The following is an 18,684-nucleotide window of genomic DNA, read 5'->3' on the forward strand; positions in this document are numbered from 1 at the left end:
CTTCGGCGAGGTCGCGGACAGGTGGCGTCCGCCGGCGGCCGGGGGAGGTCGTCCTACGCTGGACCGGTGCCCGACCCCGAGATCCCGGACCTGGACGAGCTGCTGGCCGCCGCGCACGTCGTGCGGCTGCCGATGCGGGTGCGCTTCCGCGGGGTGACGACGCGCGAGGCGGTGCTGCTGCGCGGCCCGGCCGGCTGGGCCGAGTGGGCCCCCTTCGTCGAGTATGCCGACCCCGACGCCGCGCGCTGGCTCGCCGCTGCGGTCGAGGCCGGGTGGGGCGAGCTGCCCCCGCCGGTGCGTGACGAGGTCGGGGTCAACGCCACCGTCCCGGCCCTGCCGGCCGCCGAGGTGGAGGGCCTGCTCGCCCGGGTGGACGCCCGCCGGACCGCGAAGGTCAAGGTGGCTGAGGCCGGCCAGGGTCTCGTCGACGACGTCGAGCGGGTCACCGAGGTGCGTCGGCTGCTGGGGCCGCAGGCCCGGATCCGGGTCGACGCCAACGGCGGCTGGTCGGTGGAGGAGGCGACCACGGCGCTCGCCAGGCTCGCGCCGCTGGACCTGGAGTACGCCGAGCAGCCCTGCGCCACCGTCGAGGAGCTGGCCGAGCTCCGGCGGACCCTGGCGCGCCACGCCATCGACGTGCCCGTCGCCGCGGACGAGTCCATCCGCCGCGCCGAGGACCCGCTGCGCGTGGCGCGGCTGGACGCGGCCGACCTCGTCGTGGTCAAGGTCGCACCGTTGGGCGGCATCGCCCGTGCCCTCGACGTCATCGAGCGGTGCGGGCTGCCGGCCGTGGTCTCCTCGGCGCTGGACACCTCGGTGGGCCTGTCGCTCGGGGTGCGGCTCGCCGCAGCCCTGCCGATCCTCCAGCACGACTGCGGGCTGGGCACGGCGACCCTGTTCGACGCCGACGTCGTGGCCGAGCCGCTGGCGCCGAAGGCCGGCCGGCTGACGCTCCAGCGCGCCGAGGCGGCCCGGGACTTGGTCGACCCGGCCGCGCTCGCGGCATACCGACCGGAGCCGGAGCGTGAGACCTGGTGGCGCGACCGCCTCACCCGCGCCCACGCGCTCCTCTGACCGCGCTGAAAGATTTACGCGACGGAAACATCGGTAACGCACCTTTTACACCGATGCGCCTGCTCCCGAAACATCCCCGGTCTTGACTGGTGCGCACGGCGAGCGGACTCCCACCCCCGACAGACGTGACGCGGGGAGCCCGAGCGCACCACCACTCACTGGAGGCACGCAACGATGGAACTCTCGACCAGCGACGTCTGGGTCATGGTCTCGGCGGCGCTCGTGCTGCTGATGACGCCGGGCCTGGCGTTCTTCTACGGCGGTATGGCGCGAGCCAAGGCCTCGACGAACATGATCATGATGAGCTTCGTCTCGATCGGTCTCGTCGGTGTGGTCTGGGTCCTCTGGGGCTACGGCATGTCGGCCGCCCCGCCGCTGCTCGGCGGTCTCGTCGGCAACCCGGCCGCGGACTTCGGGCTCGCGAACCACGTCGGCACCGCTGACATGATCGGCATCGGCTTCGGCGCGACCTTCGCGATCATCACCGTGGCCCTCATCTCCGGTGCGGTCGCCGACCGCACCCGCTTCGGCTCCTGGTCGGTCTTCGTGCCGATCTGGGTCACCCTGGTCTACTGCCCGCTGGCCTTCATGGTGTGGGGCGGTGGCCTGCTCTCCGCCGACGGCGCGATCGGCGCCACCTTCGGCGAGGCGATCGACTTCGCCGGTGGCACCGTGGTCCACATCAACGCGGGCCTGGCGGCCCTGGTGCTGGTCTACATCATCGGCTCCCGCAGCGACTTCGGCCCCAAGGGCTTCCACAAGCCGCACAACATCCCCCTGATGATGCTCGGCGCCGCCCTGCTGTGGTTCGGCTGGTTCGGCTTCAACGGTGGCGCCGCGGGCACCGCCGAGGAGGCCGGCCTGATCTGGGTCAACACCATGGTCGCCCCGGCCGCCGCGATGCTGGCCTGGCTGATCACCGAGCGCGTCCGCGACGGCCACGCCACCTCCCTGGGTGCCGCCTCCGGCGTCGTCGCCGGTCTGGTCGCGATCACCCCGGCCTGCGCCAGCGTCTCGGCCCTCGGCGCGATCCTCATCGGCGTCCTCGCCGGTGTCGCCTCGGCGCTCGCGGTGGGCCTGAAGTACAGGTTCGGGTATGACGACGCCCTCGACGTCGTCGGTGTCCACCTGGTCTCGGGCATCGTCGGGACCGTCATGATCGGCTTCCTGGCGCTGCCGGTCGACGGCGAGGGCGGTGGCCTCTTCTACGGCGGCGGCGCCGGGCAGCTGGTGGCCCAGGTCGTCGCCACCCTCTTCACCCTGGTCTACACCGGCGTGATGACGGCCCTCATCGGCCTGGCGATCGCCCGGACCATCGGCTTCCGCGTCAGCGCCGAGGACGAGGCCCGCGGGGTCGACCTGTCCGAGCACAGCGAGTCCGCCTATGCCTTCGGTGATGAGGAAGCCTCCTACGACCCCATCGCCGAGGAGGCCCGCGCCTAGTCGCTCGGGGCGACGCGCGAGCCAGCACGACAGCGGGGCACCCACGGCCGACAGCCGCCGGGGTGCCCCGCTCGTGCGTCCCGACCCGCACCCTGGCGGGGCAAGTCATTCGACCCGTGCCGCCGCGGGCGATACCCTCAGGTGTTCCCGTTCCACCCCCCACACACTTTCGTGAGGTGCTCCCGTGCCCACCGGCAAGGTCAGGTTCTTCGACGAGGACAAGGGCTTCGGCTTCGTGTCCAGCGACGAGGGCAGCGACGTCTACGTGCCCCGCTCCGCCCTGCCCGAGGGCGTGGGCGCGCTCCCACGCGGCAGCAAGGTGGAGTTCGACGTCGTCGCGGGCAAGCGCGGCGACCAGGCGCTGCACGTGCGGCTGCTCGACCCTGCCCCCTCGGTGTCGCGCGGTCTGTCGATGCGCGACCGCAAGCCGGCCGAGGAGATGGTGGTGGTCGTCGAGGACCTCATCACCCTGCTCGACCAGGCGTCCTCGTCCCTGCGCAAGGGCCACTACCCCGACCGCACCCACGGTGCAGCGATGGCCAAGGCGCTGCGCGCGGTGGCCGACCAGTTCGAGGCCGGGAAGTAGCCCGTATGCCCTCTCCCCGCAGCGATGCCGTCCTGACCGGTGCCGTCGAGGTCGCCCGCGCCGCCGCGGGTGAGATCGCCGAGCCGGGCACCGTCGGCGACCACCTCGAGGTGGTCATGGAGGCCGAGCGGCTGGCGACGCACTACTTCGCCTGCACCGCTGCCGCCTACCCGGGCTGGCGCTGGGCCGTGACGCTCTCCCGCGTCCCGCGGGCACGCAAGGCCACCATCAGCGAGGTGCATCTCCTCGCCGGCGAGGGGGCCTTGCTCTCCCCGGAGTGGGTGCCGTATGCCGAGCGCCTCGCCCCCGGTGACATCGGCCCCGGTGACCGGACCGCCTTCGTCGCGGACGACCCGCGGCTGGAGGCCGGTTTCGAGGCCACGGGGGAGGAGGACGTCGACCAGGTCGCCCTCTGGGAGCTGGGTCTCGGACGGCCCCGGGTCCTCTCGGCCGAGGGCCGTGACGCGGCGGCCACCCGGTGGCAGGACGGCGACCACGGCCCCACCAGCGAGAGTGCCCGCAAGGCTCCCGCGCCCTGCCGGACCTGCGGCTACTTCCTGCCGATGGCCGGAGCGTTGCGCACCGTCTTCGGCGTCTGCGCCAACGAGTGGTCGCCCGCGGACGGCTCCGTCGTGGCCCTCGACTTCGGCTGCGGGGCGCACAGCGAGGTGGACGTCGAGAAGCGGGCGCCGGAGCGCATCGACCCGCCGGTGCTCGACGACGAGACCGAGATCGTCTTCAGCGACCGCTGAGGACCACGGCTCACGCCTCGGCGGCGTTGCCCTTCCCGCGGCGCAGGTAGGCATACCCCAGCGCGCCGAGCACGATCCCCGCGACGGGCACCCAGACCCACCACTCGCGGTCCCCGGTGCGCAGCGAGGGCAGCGCGAGCAGGACCGCCAGGACCACCAGCCAGACGAGGATCCCCCAGCGCACCAGGGTGATGGTGCGCAGGGTGACGTCGGGCGGGCGGACGTCCTCCGGGGGCCGGTTCGGCGGAATCCTGCTCACGCCACCAACGTAGCCCTCTCCACACAGGGAACGCGCCGAGGGCGTGATCGTTAGATGGAGTAATGAGATAGACTAACGACCGTATGCCTGACGCCTCACCCGATCCCGCGACCGCCGCCCTGGCGCACGACCTGCGCATCGCGTGCATGCGGGTCGCCCGCCGGGTGCGTTTCGACGCCGGCAACACCATCGCCCCGCACCACTTCAGCGTGCTCGTGCGGCTGAGCGAGCAGCCGCGCACCCTCGGCGAGCTGGCGTCGATCGAGCAGGTGAGCCCGCCGAGCATGAGCCGGACCGTGACCCAGCTGACCGACCTGGGGTATGTCGACCGGTCGCCCGACGCGGACGACGGCCGGCTGGTGCGGCTCTCGCTGACCGAAGAGGGCGGGGCGGTCGTGGGTCGTGAGCGCGCCCTGCGGGACGCCTGGATGGCGGCGCGCCTGGACGGTCTGAGCAGCGCTGACCGGGGCGTCCTGCGGCAGGCCGCGGAGCTCCTCGAGGGGCTCCTGTGCGGCGACGTCGACCGGGGCGAGGCGTCCCGGGAGGGCACGGGGACGGGGGAGGTGCGGTGAGCGCGATGTTCTCCGCGCTCTCGGTGCGCAACTACCGGATCTACGCCACCGGCGGCATCATCTCCAACACCGGGACCTGGATGGGCCGCATCGCCCAGGACTGGGTGGTGCTCACCGAGCTCACCGACAACTCCGCGCAGGCGCTCGGTCTGGTCACCGGCCTGCAGTTCCTGCCGATCCTGCTCTTCTCACCGGTCGCGGGAGCGATCAGCGACAACTTCTCCAAGCGCAAGGTCATGCTCGTCAGCCAGAGCGCGATGGCCTTCTTCGCCACCGTCATGGGGATCGCGGTGCTCACCGGCCACATGGAGCTGTGGCACATGTTCGTCCTCGCCTTCCTCTCCGGCACGGCGGCCGCCGTCGACGCCCCCGCCCGCCAGGCCTTCGTCTCCGAGATGGTCCCGAAGGCGCAGATCACCAATGCCGTGGGGCTCAACTCCGCGTCCTTCCACTCCGGCCGCCTCATCGGCCCCGCGGTGGCCGGCCTGCTCATCGCTGCCGTCGGCACCGGCCCGACGCTGCTGCTCAACGCGGTGACCTTCGTCGCGGTGATCCTGGCGCTGCTCGCGATGGACCCCTCCCAGCTCGCGACCCGCGACCGCACCGGACCCCGCGGCAGCGTGCGCGAGGGCATCGCCTACGTCCGCGGCCGGCCGGACATCCAGCTCATCCTCGTCATCGCCTTCATGCACGGCACCTTCGGGATGAACTTCCAGATCTTCAACGCCCTCATGTCCACCGAGGTCTTCGGCAAGGACGTCGCCGAGTTCGGGATCACCGGCTCGGTCATGGCCATCGGCTCCCTCGCCGGCGCCCTCCTGGCCGCGCGCCGCGACCGCCCCCGGTGGCGCCTGCTCCTGGGCTCGCTGGCCGCCTTCGCCGGGTGCACCGCGCTCATCGCCCTCGCACCGAGCTTCACGGCATACACCCTCCTGCTGATCCCGACCGGCCTCTTCGCCCTGACCGTCATGGTGAGTGCCAACGCGATGGTCCAGCTGAGCGTCGACCAGGCCGTCCGCGGTCGGGTGATGGCGCTCTACATGGCCGTCTTCATGGGCGGCACGCCGGTGGGATCCCCCTTCCTCGGGTGGTTCGCCGAGCAGTTCGGTGCCCGGGCGACGGTGCTCATCGCCACGGTGATGTGCGGCGCCACCGCTGTCCTCGCCGCCGTCCACGTCATGCGCCACGACCACCTGCGGCTGCGCTTCCGCGCCCGTTGGCCGCGCCCGGTCTACCTGGTGCGCATGACCGAGCCGCTCCCTGAGAAGGTGACCTGATGAGTGCCCGAACCCGTCGCCTCGTCGTGCTGGTGGCCCTGGCCGCCCTGATCCTCGTCCCCGTCCTGGCGGCCCTGGGCTGACGATGACCTCCACCACGCGCCCCACGCTCACCGGCTCGGTCGGCATGGTCTCCAGCACGCACTGGATCGCCTCCTCGGCCGGTATGCGGATGCTCGAGCTGGGCGGCAACGCCGCCGACGGGGCGGTCGCCGCCGGCTTCGTGCTGCAGGTCGTCGAGCCGCACCTCAACGGTCCGGGGGGCGATCTGCCGCTCATCGTCGCCTCCGCCGACGACCCGACGCCGCGGGTCCTGTGCGGCCAGGGCCCGGCGCCGGCCGGCGCCACCCCCGAGCACTTCGCCGCGGCCGGGCTGGACCGCGTCCCCGGGTCCGGGCCGCTGGCCACCGCCGTGCCCGGCGCGACCGTCGCCTGGCTCACGCTGCTGCGCGACCGCGGGACGATGAGCGTGCAGGAGGCGCTCGGCCCGGCGATCCACTACGCCCGGCACGGTCACCCGGTGGTCCCGCGGGTCAGCTCGACCATCGACTCGGTGCGTGACCTGTTCGCCTCCGACTGGCACACCTCGGCCGACCAGTGGCTCGTCGACGGCGGGGCGCCCGCGCCCGGGACCGTCGTCACCAACCCGGCCTGGGCCGACACGCTGGAGCGGCTGCTCGAGGCAGAGCGGGACGCGGTGCGGGACGGCGGCTCACGGGAAGCCGGCATCGACGCCGTGCTGACCGCCTGGCGGCAGGGGTTCGTCGCCGAGGCCATCGGCGCCTTCGCGCAGCGCGCCTTCCGGCACAGCGGCGGCGCGGTCCTGCCCGGTGTGATCACGGCCGAGGACGTCGCGACCTTCGAGGCCACCTGGGAGGACGCGGTGACGGCGCAGTGGCGCGGCCACACGATCGCCAAGACCGGTCCGTGGGGGCAGGGTCCGGCGCTGCTGCAGGTGCTCGCGATGGTGGACGAGGTGGCCGGCGAGGACCCGGGCGCGACCGATCTGGACACGGTCGCGGGGGTGCACACCCTCGCCGAGGTGTGGAAGCTGGCCATGGCCGACCGGGAGGCGTGGCTCGGCGACAGCGCGGGCGAGGACGCCCTGCCCATGAGCGACTTCCTCGACCCGGCCTACGTCGCGGACCGGGCGGCCCTCGTGGGCGAGCGCGCCTCCCGCGAGCTCCGGCCCGGCGCACCCGGAGGCCGCGAGCCCCGGCTGGCCGCACAGGCGATGGTCCCCGAGGGTGCGGGTGCGGACGCCGCCGACGGCAGCGCCGGTGAGCCCACCGTGCAGCGGGACGGCGCCACCCGGGGCGACACGTGCCACGTCGACGTCGTGGACCGGTGGGGGTTGCTCGTCTCCGCCACCCCCAGCGGCGGCTGGCTGCAGTCCAGCCCGTTCATCCCCGAGCTCGGCTTCGCGCTCGGCAGCCGGCTGCAGATGACCTGGCTCGAGCAGGGGCTTCCCAGCTCGCTCGTCCCCGGCCGGCGACCCCGCACCACGCTGACGCCGACGATGGTGCTGCGCGAGGGCATACCCGTCCTCGCCTGCGGAACCCCCGGAGGCGACCAGCAGGACCAGTGGCAGAGCGTCTTCCTGCTGCGCCATCTCGTCGGCGGCGCCGGGCTGCAGGAGGCGATCGACGCGCCGGTCTTCCACACCACGAGCTTCCCCGGCTCGTTCCACCCGCGCGCGAGCGAGCCCGGCGTGCTGGTCACGGAGTCCCGGCTGGGTGCGGACGTGCTGGACGGGCTGCGCGCCCGCGGGCACGAGGTCCTGGACCAGGGCCCGTGGAGCCTGGGCCGGATGTGCGCCGTCGCCCGCGACCCGGAGACCGGGGTGCTCAGCGCCGGGGCGAACCCCCGGGGAATGCAGGGGTATGCCGTCGGGCGTTGACACCAGGAGACCGCCTACCCTGGCGGCACACCCCAGATCCGCAGGAGGACCCGTGCCCGGCAAGACCCGGCTGGCCAAGCAGGCGATCAAGTACGGACCCGTGGTCTACGCCATGGCGCAGAAGTACGGCCCGCAGGTGGTCGACCAGATCCTCAAGCAGCGTGAGCCCGCGACCCGGTTCGTCCAGGACCAGGCCGCCAAGGCCCGCACCAACCCTCGCAAGCACGCCCTCGCTCACGCGGACACCGTGGTGGAGGGCTCGTTGCAGCAGGTCTTCCACCGCGGCCAGCCCTACTGGGTGGTCTTCTCCCGCAACGAGCCGGTCGGCGTGCACCCGCACACCGACGCCCCCTTCGACACCCTGCTGCTCAACGCCGACCCGGCGAAGCGGCACACCCCCGACGAGCTGCGCCGCACCGTGCACCTGCCGCGCCGGGGCAGGCGATGAACGGCGCGCTCGGCGGGCGGGCCGACTACACCGGGGAGGGGATCACCGAGCAGGACGCCCCGGAGGCGCCGCTGCCGCTGGTGCAGGACTGGCTGGACCAGGCGATCGCCCGGCACGAGGAGCGCGGGGACGTGCCCGAGCCGGCGGCCCTCTGGGTGGCCACGGTCGACGCCGACGGTATGCCCGACGTGCGCGCCGTGCTGATGCGCTTCCTCGACGCGCAGGGCCCGGGCTTCCTCACCAGCAGCGACTCGGCCAAGGGGCTGCAGCTGGCGGCGAACGACAAGGTGGCGGCGACGCTCACCTGGGCAGGGATGTTCCGGGCCGTCCGCTTCCGCGGCCGCGCCCAGGAGCTGCCGACGGACCTGGTCGACGACTACTTCCGGAGCCGCCCCTACGGCTCCCGGATCAGCGCGCACGCCTCGACGCAGAGCGCCCCCGTCGCCGACCGGGCGACGCTGGAGCAGGCATACCAGGAGTGTGCGGAACGCTGGCCGGACCGCGGTCGGCCGGACGACGTGCCACGGCCGACGACGTGGAGTGGCTACCGGATCGTCCCGGAGCGGGTCGAGGTCTGGGGCGGCCGGCGCAACCGGCTGCACGACCGGCTCGTCTGGGAGCGGGTCGCGGCGGGCGGGCTGGACGACCCGGCGGCCTGGCGACGCAGCAGGATCCAGCCGTGAGCCCGGCGCAGGAGCCGAGCCCGTCGGACCCCGGCCCTAGGATGACACCGTGAGCGGCGACCTGATCGACACGACGGAGATGTACCTCAAGACGATCTTCGAGCTGGAGGAGGACGGCGTCCTGCCCATGCGGGCGCGCATCGCCGAGCGCCTCGGCCAGTCGGGGCCGACCGTCTCGCAGACCGTCGCTCGCATGGAGCGCGACGGTCTGCTCGAGCTGGCCGAGGACCGCCACCTCGTGCTCACCGACCACGGTCGGCTCTCCGCCGTGCGGGTCATGCGCAAGCACCGGCTCGCCGAGCGGCTGCTCATGGATGTCATCGGCCTCGACCCGGCCTACGTCCACGACGAGGCGTGCCGCTGGGAGCACGTCATGAGCGAGCAGGTGGAGAAGAAGATCCTGCAGCTCGTCGAGGACGGCACCAGCTCGCCCTACGGCAACCCGGTGCCCGGCCTCGCCGAGCTCGGGCAGCAGGACGCCCCGCCGGCCCAGGGTGTCGCGAGCAGCGAGCTGGCCGAGGGCGGGGACCGGAGCACGACGACGGTCGTCCGGCTGGGTGAGCCGGTCCAGGTGGACCCCGAGGTGCTCGGGCTGCTGCTGGAGTCCGGCGTAAGGCCGGGCGCGCGCGTCGCGGTGTGGAGCGAGGACGGGCGGACCATCGTGGAGGCACTGGACGGCGAGGCCGTGTCCCTGCCGACAGATGTCGCCGCGCACATCTTCTGCGCCGCGCCGACCCCCTCCTGACGTGTGAGATGGCTCACGCGGAGCCTGGGAGGTCGGTCAGGCCGGACCGCAAATCTGCAGGTCAGCAGGGATGGTGCTGGTGAGGTCTTCACGGGTTGTCCACAGCGTCGTTACCTCAGCGTGACATTTGTTACCGGGGCTGTGTACCGTTGTCGAGTCCTCCTCCCTGGGGGGATCCCCGAAGCGTGACTGCCTAGTCCTGTCCGCGCGCACCCGGGGCCGTGGCACGTACGAACACCGCTTGACAGGAGCGGGGGAACCACCTCTGGAGCCGGACCTGGCTCCTCGGGGCGAACGGTCCGGCTCGGTCGGACCAGGGGCACTCCAGCCCAAGCCCGACAGCTCACCCCGCAGGCACTGGAGGATCTACATGACGCAGCGCATCACCGGCCGCCACCGTCGGCCCGGTCGTCTCAGCACGACCAGCACCGCTCTCACCCGCACGGCGGCCGTCGCGGCCACCTCGACCGGGCTGCTGGCCGGCGCGACCCTGAGCGCCAACGCCGCCCCGGACCTGTCCCAGGACCGTGGTGAGGGCCTGCAGCGGCTGGGGGTCGACGTGACCGCCGACCGCACCGTGACCGTGGACCGCCCGGCCGAGGCCGTGGCCGCGCCCGAGGACGTCGACCTGGCCTCCTTCGGCGTCGGCGGCTTCTCCGCCTACACCCCGGTCGTCGAGGAGGAGCCCGCGCCGGTCGAGCAGACCGAGCAGGCTGCCCCGGCCACCGAGCAGGCTGCTCCGGCCACCGAGCAGGCGAGCGAGCAGGTCGCCGCCCGCGAGGAGACCACCGCCAGCCGCGACAACGAGCGTCAGGCCCAGCCCGAGCCCGTCGTCGAGGCCGAGCCGGCCGTCGAGGCCGAGCCGGCCGTCGAGGCCGAGCCGGAGCCCGAGCCCGCCGCTCCGGCCCCCACCGGTGGTGTGCTGGGCGTGGCCGCCGGTCTGACCGGCATCCCCTACCAGTGGGGCGGCAGCACGCCGGCCGGGTTCGACTGCTCCGGATTCACGAGCTACGTCTTCGCCCAGGTGGGCATCAGCCTGCCGCGCACCGCGGCCCAGCAGCAGGCCTTCGCCACGCCGGTGAGCAACCCGCAGCCCGGCGACCTGGTGTTCTACGGTTACCCGGCCTACCACATCGGCATCTACGCCGGCGACGGCATGATGTACGACTCGCCGACCCCGGGGAACTACTCCGGCTACCGGCCCGTCTTCAGCGGCGTCTCCGGCTACGGCCGCGTCGGCTGACCCAGCCCGCACCAGCCTGCACCAAGAGGGCCCCGACCGCACCGCGGTCGGGGCCCTTTCGGCATGCCTGAGTTCGGGGCGCCTGCCGCCCCTGCGAGAGGTCGTCAGGCGGGGGAGCGCTCCGCCTGCGACGCCTCGACGTCGAAGGTGTCGCTCTCGGGGTCCGACTCGTCGTCGAACTCGCCAAGGATCTGCTCCAGGATGTCCTCCATCGAGGCCATCCCGACGACCCGGCCCGAGTCGTCGCGCACGAGCGCGAGCTGACCGCGCTGCTGGCGCAGGCTCGAGACCGCGTCGATGAGCGGCATGCACGCGGGCAGCGAGGCCACCGGCTGCAGGAAGTCGCCGAGCGACTGCACGCCCCGGCCATGGGCCGAGGCCAGGATGGCGTCACGCACGTGGACGAGGCCGCGGATGCGCTGCTGCCCCTGCCGGCCGGTGGGCTCGACGACGAACAGCCGGGAGCGACCGCTGGCGTGGCTGATGCGCTCCACGTCCGCCGCCGTTGCTGTGCGGGCGATGGTCACCGCCTCGGTGGTCGGGAACATCACCGCCTCGACCGTCTCCTCCTCCAGGCGCAGCGCACCGGTGAGGATCTGGTGGTCGGCGTCCTCGAGCACGCCGTGCTCGTAGGACTGGGCGAGCAGCAGCTGCAGGTCGGCCGGGCTCTGCGCGTTGCCGAGCGCGTCGACGGGGTCGACCCCACCGAGGCGGAGCAGCAGGTTGGCCAGGGCGTTCATCAGCCACAGGACCGGCCGGGCGAGCCAGGTGAAGGCACGGAAGGGCAGGGCCAGGAGCATCGCCGAGCTCTCGGGGTGCGAGATGGCCCACGACTTCGGTGCCATCTCGCCGACGACCATGTGCAGGAAGACCACGATCGAGACCGCGATGACCACGGCGATGGCGTGCACCGCCACGTCCGGGACGCCGACGGCGTGGATGACGGGCTCCAGCAGGTAGGCGACGGCCGGCTTGGCCAGCGCTCCGAGCGCCAGGGTGCACAGGGTGATGCCGAGCTGGGCGCCGGCGAGCATGAGCGAGAGCTCCCGCGAGGCGTCGACGGCGGCGCGCGCGGCGCGGCTGCCCGCCTCGGCGCGCTCCTCGAGGCGGTGCCGCTTGGCCGCGACGACCGCGAACTCGGCGCCGACGAAGAAGCCGTTCGCGATCAGCAGCAGCACGCTGACGAGCAGGGCCTGGGTGGTGCTCATCGGGCGACCTCCAGCTCGTCGGCCGCAGGTGTCGCGATGACCAGCCCGTCACCCAGGTGCTCGCGCTCCTCGTCGCCGAGCTCGCGCCACTCCTCGAGGGTGCGGGTGACCATCGGGTGCAGGGTGACCGTGTCGGGGACGTAGCGCTGCGTGGTGACGACGTCGATGCGGGTGAGGTGGACGTACTCCTCGCCCTCCCCGTCCCGGCCGTTCCACATGACGACCACGCTGTCCCCCTCCTCGGCGGTGCGGCCCAGCTGGTCCAGGACCAACCCGGACAATGTGTCGTAGTGCTCGTGCTCGGGCAGTTCCACACCGGTCAGCTGCGCGACCTCGTCGATCCGCAACCGGGCCGAGAGGTCCCACATGCCGTCGGGACGGGCGGCGCTCGTGGCCTCCTCGTCGTCGTCCTCGTCCCAGATCTCGCCGACGACCTCCTCCGCGACGTCCTCGAAGGTGACGATCCCGGCGAAGCCGCCGTACTCGTCGACGACGACGGCCAGCTGCTGGTGCCCCTCCCGGAGCGCCTCGAGGACCTTCGGCAGCGGCAGCGACTCGGGGAGGATGAGCGCGTCGTCGGCCAGGTCGCGGACGAGGGTCGTGCGGCGCGCCTCGGGATCGACCTCGAGGAGGTCGTGCAGGCCGATGACCCCGACGATGTCGTCGATGTCGCGCCCGATGACGGGGAAGCGGGCGTGCCCGCTCTGCAGGGCCTCGAGCACCACGGCGGCCTGCTCGTCGGCCTGGATCGTCTGGACCGACGTGCGCGGCGTCATGACCTCCTCGGCCACCCGGTCGCGGAAGGCGAGGCCGCGCTCGAGCAGGATCGACAGGTCCTCGTCGAGGGTGCCCCCGCTGTGCGACTCGGCGATGATCCGGGTGAGGTCCTCGGGGGTGGCGCCCTGAGGCAGCTCCTCGACGGGCTCGATGCCCACCGAGCGCAGCAGGGCGTTGGACGCCTTGTCGAAGAGGGCGATGACCGGGCCGAGCACGGTGAGGTAGAGCAGCGTGCTGCGGGACAGGGCCCGGGCCAGCGGTACGGGCCGGGCGATCGCCCAGTTCTTGGGCCCGAGCTCGCCGATCACCATCTGCAGGAGGGTGGAGAAGACCAGCGTGCCGATGGAGAACAGCGAGATCATCGCTGCCCGCGCCAGCCAGCCGGCGTCGGCATACGAGTCGGTCAGACCGCGCACCAGGAGCGCCTCACCGAGATAACCCACCATGAGCGCGGTGACGGTGATGCCGAACTGCGCCCCGGAGAGGGTGAAGGACAGGCGGGAGGTGACCTTGAGCGCCCGCTGCGCGGCGGCGTCCCCCTCGTCGGCGAGGTGGCGCAGCCGGCCCCGGTCGACGCTGACGTAGGCGAACTCCTGGGCCACGAAGTAGCCGGTCATGAGGGTGAGGACGACGATGACGGCGATGCCGCCGAGGATCAGCATGTGGCGCCCCCCGCGCCTTCGGGCAGCCGGACGAGGTCGTCGTCCGGCCGGGGACTCGGAGGTTGCGCGTCGGCGCAGGGTCGATCCATGCCGCCCAGTGTACGACCGCCGGTAGGGTCGGCCCGTGTCCTCGCCCACCACGCCCGCCCGCCGCGGCGCCGGGGATGCTGGCGTGCTGGGCTGGGTGGCGGCCGGGGGAGCGGTCGGCGCCCTGCTGCGGTGGGCCCTGGAGCTGCTCACCCCCGTCGGCGCTGTCCTGCCGTGGTCCACCCTGCTGGTCAACGTGCTCGGCAGCGCGGCGCTCGCCTGGCTGCTGGTCCGCGACGAGCGGCGCCCGGGTCCGGTCTGGCTGCGACCCGGGGTCGGGACCGGGCTGCTGGGTGGTTTCACCACCTTCTCGACGTATGCCGTCCAGGTGGCCCTCGCGACCGGCGTCGCCCCGGCGACCGCGGCCGCCTACCTGCTCGGGACCCCGGTGCTGTGCGTCGTCGCGGCGGCGCTGGGGGGCGGCGCCGCGCTCCGGTGGGCACGGTGAGCACGGGTCTGCCCGCGCTCGCGGCCCTGGTCTGCGTCGCGCTCGGCGGGGCGTCGGGTGCCGTGCTCCGGCACCTGGCGACGGCGTCACGAATCGGAGGGCTGGGCGGCACGCTCCTCGTCAACGTCGTCGGCTCCTTCCTGCTGGGCGTGCTGGCAGGGGTGGCCGAGGCGCTGCCCGCCTGGCTGTTCCTGCTCCTCGGCACCGGCCTCGCCGGTGCCCTCACCACCTGGAGCGCCCTGGCGGTGCACACCTGGAGGCTGGGGCAGGACTCGTGGCGGCGGGGCGCGGCATACCTCACGGTGACCCTCGGGCTCGGGGTGACGGCCGCGGCGCTCGGCCTCGCGCTCGCCTGGTCGTTGCCGTCGTCCTGAGGGGCGATGAGGCAGGAGCGCCGAGCCGACACGGTGCCTCGGCTCCGGGGGACTGTCGGTGCGCTCTCCTACGGTGGAGGCACGACGCGACAGCGGAGCACGGCGACCGGCGAGAGGAGGCGGGCGGATGGTGCGGTTCCTGCACACGGCGGACTGGCAGATCGGCATGACCCGCCGGTTCCTCGAGCCCGAGGCGCAGTCGCGGTTCACCGCGGCGCGCACCGACGCGATCCGCCGGCTGGGGCGCGTCGCGCAGCAGGAGGGCTGCGCCTTCGTCGTCGTGAGCGGCGACGTCTTCGAGAGCAACCACCTCACCGGGCAGACGGTGCGGCGGGCGCTGGACGCCCTGCGCACCGTGCCGGTGCCGGTCTACCTGCTGCCCGGCAACCACGACCCGCTGGACGCCGCCTCGGTCTTCACCTCGGCACTCTTCCTCGCGGAGCGGCCCGGGCACGTCCACGTGCTGGACCGTGCCGGCCTGCACGAGGTGGGCGACGGTGTGGAGCTGGTCGCGGCGCCCTGGGAGAGCAAGCACCCCGGGCGTGACCTGGTGGCCGAGGCCCTCGCGGCACTGCCCGCCGGCGCCGCGCCGGAGGGCGTCACCCGGGTGCTCGTCGGCCACGGCGGCGTGGACACCTTCGATCCGGAGTGGCGCGACCACGCCACGATCGCCACCGCGCCCCTGGTGCGGGCCCTGGACAGCGGCCAGGTCCACTACGTCGCGCTCGGTGACCGGCACTCGCGCACCGAGGTCGCCGGTCGCCCGGACCTGACCTATGCCGGCACCCCCGAGCCCACCCGGGAGACCGAGGTGGCGCCCGGGGAGGTGCTCGTCGTGGAGGTCGACCCGGACGCCCCGGCGGGGGAGCGGGTCCGGACGACGCCGCACCACGTGGGCACCTGGAGCTTCACCGTGCTGGACCGCGAGGTCGACTCCGCCGACGACGTCGCCGCGCTGGACGGCGAGCTGGCGGCGCTGACCGACCCGGACCGCCGCGTCGTCTTCCTCAACCTGCGGGGGATGCTCGGCGTGGCGGAGCACGCACGCCTGGAGCAGGTGCGGCAACGGCACCGCGACCGCCTGGGTGCGCTGGTCGAGCGGGAGCAGCACCACGACGTCGTGGTCGTGGCCGACGACGATGCCGCCTGGGACGAGCTGGAGCTCGGCGGCTTCCTCGGCTCGGCTGTCGAGGAGATCCGGGGAACGGCGCAGCAACCCGGCACGGCGGCCTCGCCGGTGCTCGCGACCGTGGAGACTGATCTGACCGAGCGGACGGCCCACCCCTTCGTGGCCGGTCGCCCCGATGACGAGCAGAGCGCGCGCGACGCGCTCGCCCTGCTCTACCGTCTGAGCGGGAGCGGGTCGTGAGGCTGCACCGGATCACCCTGCGGGACGTCCGCGGCGTCGCCGAGCGCACCGTGCACCTTCCCGAGAGCGGTGTCGTCGTGGTCGAGGGGCCCAACGAGGTCGGCAAGTCGACCCTGCTCGAGGCCTTCGACCGGCTGCTGGAGCTCAAGGCGACGTCCAGGAGCGCGCGGGCGCAGGCGCTGCAGCCGATCGGGCGTGACGTCGGGCCCTTCGTCGAGGCCGAGTTCACCCTCGACGGTCAGCGGCTGCGGCTGGCCAAGCGGTGGCTGCGCTCCCCGATGACCGAGCTGGAGGTGCTCTCCGGGCGTCCGGAGCAGCTGACCGGGTCGGCGGCCCAGCAGCGGCTCGAGGCGCTGCTGCGCGGGTGCCTGGACACCACGTTGTGGGAGGCGCTGCGCCTGACCCAGTCCGGGGACGGCACGGTGCAGCCGCTCGTGTCCAGCGGCGTGCTGCGCGAGGCGCTGGACACTGCTGCCGACGCCCATCTGCACGGCGGTGACAGTGAGCGGGTGCTGGACCTCGTGGAGGAGGAGTACCTCCGCTACTTCACCGAGCGCACCGGTCGACCGACCGGCGACTACAAGGCCGCCATCGCCGAGCATGCCCGGGCCCAGACCGACGTGGCCGAGGCGCACCGGCGGCTGGCCGAGGCGGAGGAGCTGCTGGAGCGCCAGGCAGCCGCCCGGACGGTCGTGGACGGCCTGGTCGAGCAGGTGCGCGCTGCCCGTGCGGCGCTCACCACGGCGCGGGCGGAGGCCGCCGGCATCACCTCGCTGGTCGCCGCGCACGAGGCGGCTGCCTCCCGGCTGGGTGAGGCCGGAGAGCGGGCTCGGACCGCCGCGACCGACGTGGAGCGGCGCAGCGCGCAGGTGCGGGAGGTGGAGGAGTCCGCGCGGACTCTCGGCCGGCACGAGCGGCAGGTCACCGAGCTGGCCGAGGCGGCGCAGGGGCTGCTCGCCGTGCTCGAGCCGGCGCAGCAGGCCGCCCACCGGGCCGAGACCGACGTGGAGAGCGCCGAGCAACGGCTCGAGCAGGCCCGCGACGACCTGGACGGGCTGGAGCAGCACGAGCAGGTCACGCGGCTGGGGGGTGTCCTCACCGAGGTCGAGCGGCAGGCCCTCCTGGTCGAGGAAGCGCGAGAAGCGCTGCCCGCGCGGGCGGTGACCCCGGAGCAGGTCCGGGACGTCGAGGCCAGGGTCCACGAGCTGGAGGTCCAGCGGGCGCGTCACGAGGCGGCCAGCCCACGCGTCGTCGTCCACGCGCTCGGGGAGGCCCAGGAGGTGACCGTGCGGGGGGCGGGGGCCGGCCACGAGGCGGTGCCGCCTGGTCGGGAACGATCCTTCGTCGCGACCGAGGACCTCCGGGTCGAGGCTCCCGGCGCGGTCGAGATCGTCGTGCAGGGTGCTGCTGACTCGACCGAGCGGATGGCCGCGCTCGACCGGGCCCGGCAGGATCTCGCTGCGGCCCTGGCCGACGCCGGGTGCGCCGACCTCGACGAGATGCGGGACGCGGCGCAGTCGGCCCAGACCGCGCAGGCGGCGTGGCGCGAGGCACGCCGCGACCTCGTCTCCCTCCTGCAGGCGCACGGCGCCGAGGCGGACCTGCCGCAGGTCGAGGCCGGGGCCGCCCCGCCGACTCTCCTCGCCCGGTTCGAGGAGGCGCGGCGACGGCTGAGTCCGCTGTCCACCGACGTGCGGGAGCGGCCGATGGCCGACGTCGACGCCGCGCGCGACGCGGAGCGGTTGGCCGGCACCCGGTTGCGGGAGGCCCGCGAGGCACACCGCGCCGCCCGCGCCAGGCTGAGCGAGCGGCAGGAGGAGGCCCGCCGGACACAGGCCGAGCTGGACCGCCTCACCGGCCGGGTGGAGGGAGAGCGCGCCCGGCACGAGCAGGCCCAGGCCGCGCTCTCCGGCGCGCGCGAGAGCACCAGCGACGAGGAGCTGGCCGTGACCACCACGCTGCGTGCCGCAGAGCTCGACGAGGCGCAGGCCGCCGAGATCACGGCGTCGGCGGCCCTCACCGCGGCCGACGCCGACGGCGTCATGGCCGCGCTCGCGGCGGCCGAGAGCTCTGCGACCCGGAGCCAGGACGAGCTGGAGCAGGCGCGGGCACGGCTGCACACCCTCACCGGGCAGGTCGAGCTCGCCGCCAGCGAGGGACGCCAGGAGCTCTACGACCTCGCGGTGTCGGACCTCGACGACGCCGAGCGCCGGGTCGGCGCGCTGGATCGCCGGGCGCGGGCGGCGCGGCACCTGCGGACCACGCTGCACGAGCACAGAGATGCCGCGCACCGGGCCTACGTCCGCCCGTTCACCGCGGCCCTGGAGCGGCTCGGGCGCCGGGTCTACGGCCCCACCTTCGGTGTCACCGTCGACGAGCAGCTCAGCGTGGTGGAGCGGACCCTCCACGGCACCACCGTCCCCCACGACCAGCTCTCCGGCGGCGCCAAGGAGCAGCTCGGCATCCTGGCCCGCCTGGCCGTCGCGCAACTGGTCGACCCCGCACGCGGGGTGCCCGTCGTCATCGACGACGCCCTCGGCTGGACCGACCCGGAGCGGCTGGAGCAGATGAGCCAGGTCCTCGCCGGGGATCCCGTGGGCGAGCAGGACGTGCAGGTCGTCCTGCTCACCTGCACCCCGGACCGGTATGCCTCGATCCCCGGCGCCCGGACCGTGCACCTGGACGCCTCGTGAGCGGCGCTCCTACGTATCAGCGGTGATAGCGTCGCGGATGGGTGACGTGACGATCAGGGGATACCTCGACGCTGATCGACCTGG

Annotated in this window: 18 protein-coding genes and 1 riboswitch; of the genes, 15 read left to right on the forward strand and 3 right to left on the reverse strand. The window is 73.6% G+C overall.

Annotated elements, in window-relative coordinates; all coding sequences use genetic code 11:
- The first annotated feature begins 66 nt into the window (after window positions 1-66).
- From BJF86_RS04535 to BJF86_RS04550, 4 genes are all read left to right on the forward strand, one after another.
- Complete coding sequence (locus BJF86_RS04535; RefSeq protein WP_075817149.1) at window positions 67-1,074, forward strand: o-succinylbenzoate synthase; 1,008 nt, start codon at window positions 67-69, stop codon at window positions 1,072-1,074.
- A 174-nt stretch (window positions 1,075-1,248) separates the two neighbouring features.
- Entirely contained in the window at window positions 1,249-2,517 is a 1,269-nt protein-coding gene (locus tag BJF86_RS04540) for an ammonium transporter (RefSeq protein WP_075817150.1), read from the forward strand.
- Window positions 2,518-2,701: 184 nt separating this feature from the next.
- Window positions 2,702-3,103 carry a cold-shock protein gene (locus BJF86_RS04545; protein ID WP_022925524.1) on the forward strand — a complete coding sequence of 134 codons (402 nt, stop codon included), beginning with the start codon at window positions 2,702-2,704 and terminating at the stop codon, window positions 3,101-3,103.
- A gap of 5 nt (window positions 3,104-3,108) precedes the next feature.
- Window positions 3,109-3,855: a DUF3027 domain-containing protein gene (locus BJF86_RS04550; RefSeq protein ID WP_075817151.1), complete on the forward strand. Its 747-nt coding sequence runs from the start codon at window positions 3,109-3,111 to the stop codon at window positions 3,853-3,855.
- Window positions 3,856-3,865: 10 nt separating this feature from the next.
- Here the strand turns inward: BJF86_RS04550 and BJF86_RS04555 are convergent, their stop codons facing one another.
- The gene (locus BJF86_RS04555; protein WP_075810993.1) at window positions 3,866-4,114 is read right to left on the reverse strand and encodes a DUF2530 domain-containing protein; all 249 of its coding nucleotides are present in this window, start codon (window positions 4,112-4,114) and stop codon (window positions 3,866-3,868) included.
- A gap of 83 nt (window positions 4,115-4,197) precedes the next feature.
- On the opposite strand from BJF86_RS04555, the gene BJF86_RS04560 reads away from it, so the two are divergent.
- The 7 genes from BJF86_RS04560 to BJF86_RS04590 all read left to right on the forward strand — a co-directional run bounded on the left by BJF86_RS04560 (window position 4,198) and on the right by BJF86_RS04590 (window position 10,982).
- Window positions 4,198-4,686 carry a MarR family winged helix-turn-helix transcriptional regulator gene (locus tag BJF86_RS04560; RefSeq protein ID WP_083652715.1) on the forward strand — a complete coding sequence of 163 codons (489 nt, stop codon included), beginning with the start codon at window positions 4,198-4,200 and terminating at the stop codon, window positions 4,684-4,686.
- A 5-nt stretch (window positions 4,687-4,691) separates the two neighbouring features.
- Entirely contained in the window at window positions 4,692-5,963 is a 1,272-nt protein-coding gene (locus BJF86_RS04565; protein ID WP_022925528.1) for an MFS transporter, read from the forward strand.
- Between the two features lie 85 nt (window positions 5,964-6,048).
- On the forward strand, window positions 6,049-7,863 hold the full coding sequence (locus BJF86_RS04570; protein WP_075810994.1) for a gamma-glutamyltransferase family protein: 1,815 nt from the start codon (window positions 6,049-6,051) through the stop codon (window positions 7,861-7,863).
- 52 nt (window positions 7,864-7,915) lie between these two features.
- Window positions 7,916-8,311 carry a hypothetical protein gene (locus tag BJF86_RS04575; RefSeq protein ID WP_075817152.1) on the forward strand — a complete coding sequence of 132 codons (396 nt, stop codon included), beginning with the start codon at window positions 7,916-7,918 and terminating at the stop codon, window positions 8,309-8,311.
- Window positions 8,308-8,994: a pyridoxamine 5'-phosphate oxidase gene (gene pdxH / locus BJF86_RS04580; RefSeq protein WP_075817153.1), complete on the forward strand. Its 687-nt coding sequence runs from the start codon at window positions 8,308-8,310 to the stop codon at window positions 8,992-8,994. The genes BJF86_RS04575 and pdxH overlap by 4 nt, the downstream gene beginning before the upstream one ends.
- Window positions 8,995-9,073: 79 nt before the next feature.
- Window positions 9,074-9,739 (forward strand): metal-dependent transcriptional regulator, encoded by a 666-nt coding sequence (locus tag BJF86_RS04585; protein WP_237767385.1) that lies wholly within the window; start codon window positions 9,074-9,076, stop codon window positions 9,737-9,739.
- A gap of 225 nt (window positions 9,740-9,964) precedes the next feature.
- Window positions 9,965-10,111: riboswitch (cyclic di-AMP (ydaO/yuaA leader) on the forward strand.
- Window positions 10,110-10,982: a C40 family peptidase gene (locus BJF86_RS04590; RefSeq protein ID WP_075817154.1), complete on the forward strand. Its 873-nt coding sequence runs from the start codon at window positions 10,110-10,112 to the stop codon at window positions 10,980-10,982. Its footprint overlaps the riboswitch before it by 2 nt.
- Before the next feature lie 104 nt (window positions 10,983-11,086).
- Here BJF86_RS04590 and BJF86_RS04595 read toward each other — a convergent pair whose 3' ends face one another.
- Together BJF86_RS04595 and BJF86_RS04600 are read right to left on the reverse strand one after the other, a co-directional pair.
- Window positions 11,087-12,190, reverse strand: a complete 1,104-nt coding sequence (locus BJF86_RS04595) for a hemolysin family protein (RefSeq protein ID WP_075810998.1) — start codon at window positions 12,188-12,190, stop codon at window positions 11,087-11,089.
- Window positions 12,187-13,629 carry a hemolysin family protein gene (locus BJF86_RS04600; RefSeq protein ID WP_075810999.1) on the reverse strand — a complete coding sequence of 481 codons (1,443 nt, stop codon included), beginning with the start codon at window positions 13,627-13,629 and terminating at the stop codon, window positions 12,187-12,189. Before BJF86_RS04600 ends, BJF86_RS04595 begins: the two co-directional genes overlap by 4 nt.
- Before the next feature lie 124 nt (window positions 13,630-13,753).
- Here BJF86_RS04600 and BJF86_RS04605 point away from each other — a divergent pair, with 124 nt between their 5' ends.
- From BJF86_RS04605 to BJF86_RS04620, 4 genes are all read left to right on the forward strand, one after another.
- Complete coding sequence (locus tag BJF86_RS04605) at window positions 13,754-14,164, forward strand: FluC/FEX family fluoride channel (protein WP_083652716.1); 411 nt, start codon at window positions 13,754-13,756, stop codon at window positions 14,162-14,164.
- Window positions 14,161-14,538 (forward strand): fluoride efflux transporter FluC, encoded by a 378-nt coding sequence (locus tag BJF86_RS04610; RefSeq protein ID WP_202817316.1) that lies wholly within the window; start codon window positions 14,161-14,163, stop codon window positions 14,536-14,538. The genes BJF86_RS04605 and BJF86_RS04610 overlap by 4 nt, the downstream gene beginning before the upstream one ends.
- Window positions 14,539-14,665: 127 nt before the next feature.
- A complete protein-coding gene (locus BJF86_RS04615) occupies window positions 14,666-15,907 on the forward strand; it encodes a metallophosphoesterase family protein (protein ID WP_075817155.1) in 1,242 nt (413 codons plus the stop codon).
- On the forward strand, window positions 15,904-18,600 hold the full coding sequence (locus tag BJF86_RS04620; protein WP_075811001.1) for an AAA family ATPase: 2,697 nt from the start codon (window positions 15,904-15,906) through the stop codon (window positions 18,598-18,600). Before BJF86_RS04615 ends, BJF86_RS04620 begins: the two co-directional genes overlap by 4 nt.
- The last annotated feature ends 84 nt before the right edge of the window (window positions 18,601-18,684 follow it).

It is taken from the genome of Serinicoccus sp. CNJ-927 (genome assembly GCF_001942435.1).
GTDB lineage: Bacteria > Actinomycetota > Actinomycetes > Actinomycetales > Dermatophilaceae > Ornithinicoccus > Ornithinicoccus marinus.

Excerpts from the sequence above, each read along its gene's own strand:
- BJF86_RS04540 (WP_075817150.1), top strand. The coding sequence starts at position 1,249 with ATGGAACTCTCGACCAGCGACGTCTGGGTCATGGTCTCGGCGGCGCTC.
- BJF86_RS04550 (WP_075817151.1), top strand. The coding sequence starts at position 3,109 with ATGCCCTCTCCCCGCAGCGATGCCGTCCTGACCGGTGCCGTCGAGGTC.
- BJF86_RS04560 (WP_083652715.1), top strand. The coding sequence starts at position 4,198 with ATGCCTGACGCCTCACCCGATCCCGCGACCGCCGCCCTGGCGCACGAC.
- BJF86_RS04565 (WP_022925528.1), top strand. The coding sequence starts at position 4,692 with ATGTTCTCCGCGCTCTCGGTGCGCAACTACCGGATCTACGCCACCGGC.
- BJF86_RS04570 (WP_075810994.1), top strand. The coding sequence starts at position 6,049 with ATGACCTCCACCACGCGCCCCACGCTCACCGGCTCGGTCGGCATGGTC.
- pdxH (WP_075817153.1), top strand. The coding sequence starts at position 8,308 with ATGAACGGCGCGCTCGGCGGGCGGGCCGACTACACCGGGGAGGGGATC.
- BJF86_RS04585 (WP_237767385.1), top strand. The coding sequence starts at position 9,074 with ATGTACCTCAAGACGATCTTCGAGCTGGAGGAGGACGGCGTCCTGCCC.
- BJF86_RS04590 (WP_075817154.1), top strand. The coding sequence starts at position 10,110 with ATGACGCAGCGCATCACCGGCCGCCACCGTCGGCCCGGTCGTCTCAGC.
- BJF86_RS04595 (WP_075810998.1), bottom strand. The coding sequence starts at position 12,190 with ATGAGCACCACCCAGGCCCTGCTCGTCAGCGTGCTGCTGCTGATCGCG.
- BJF86_RS04600 (WP_075810999.1), bottom strand. The coding sequence starts at position 13,629 with ATGCTGATCCTCGGCGGCATCGCCGTCATCGTCGTCCTCACCCTCATG.
- BJF86_RS04615 (WP_075817155.1), top strand. The coding sequence starts at position 14,666 with ATGGTGCGGTTCCTGCACACGGCGGACTGGCAGATCGGCATGACCCGC.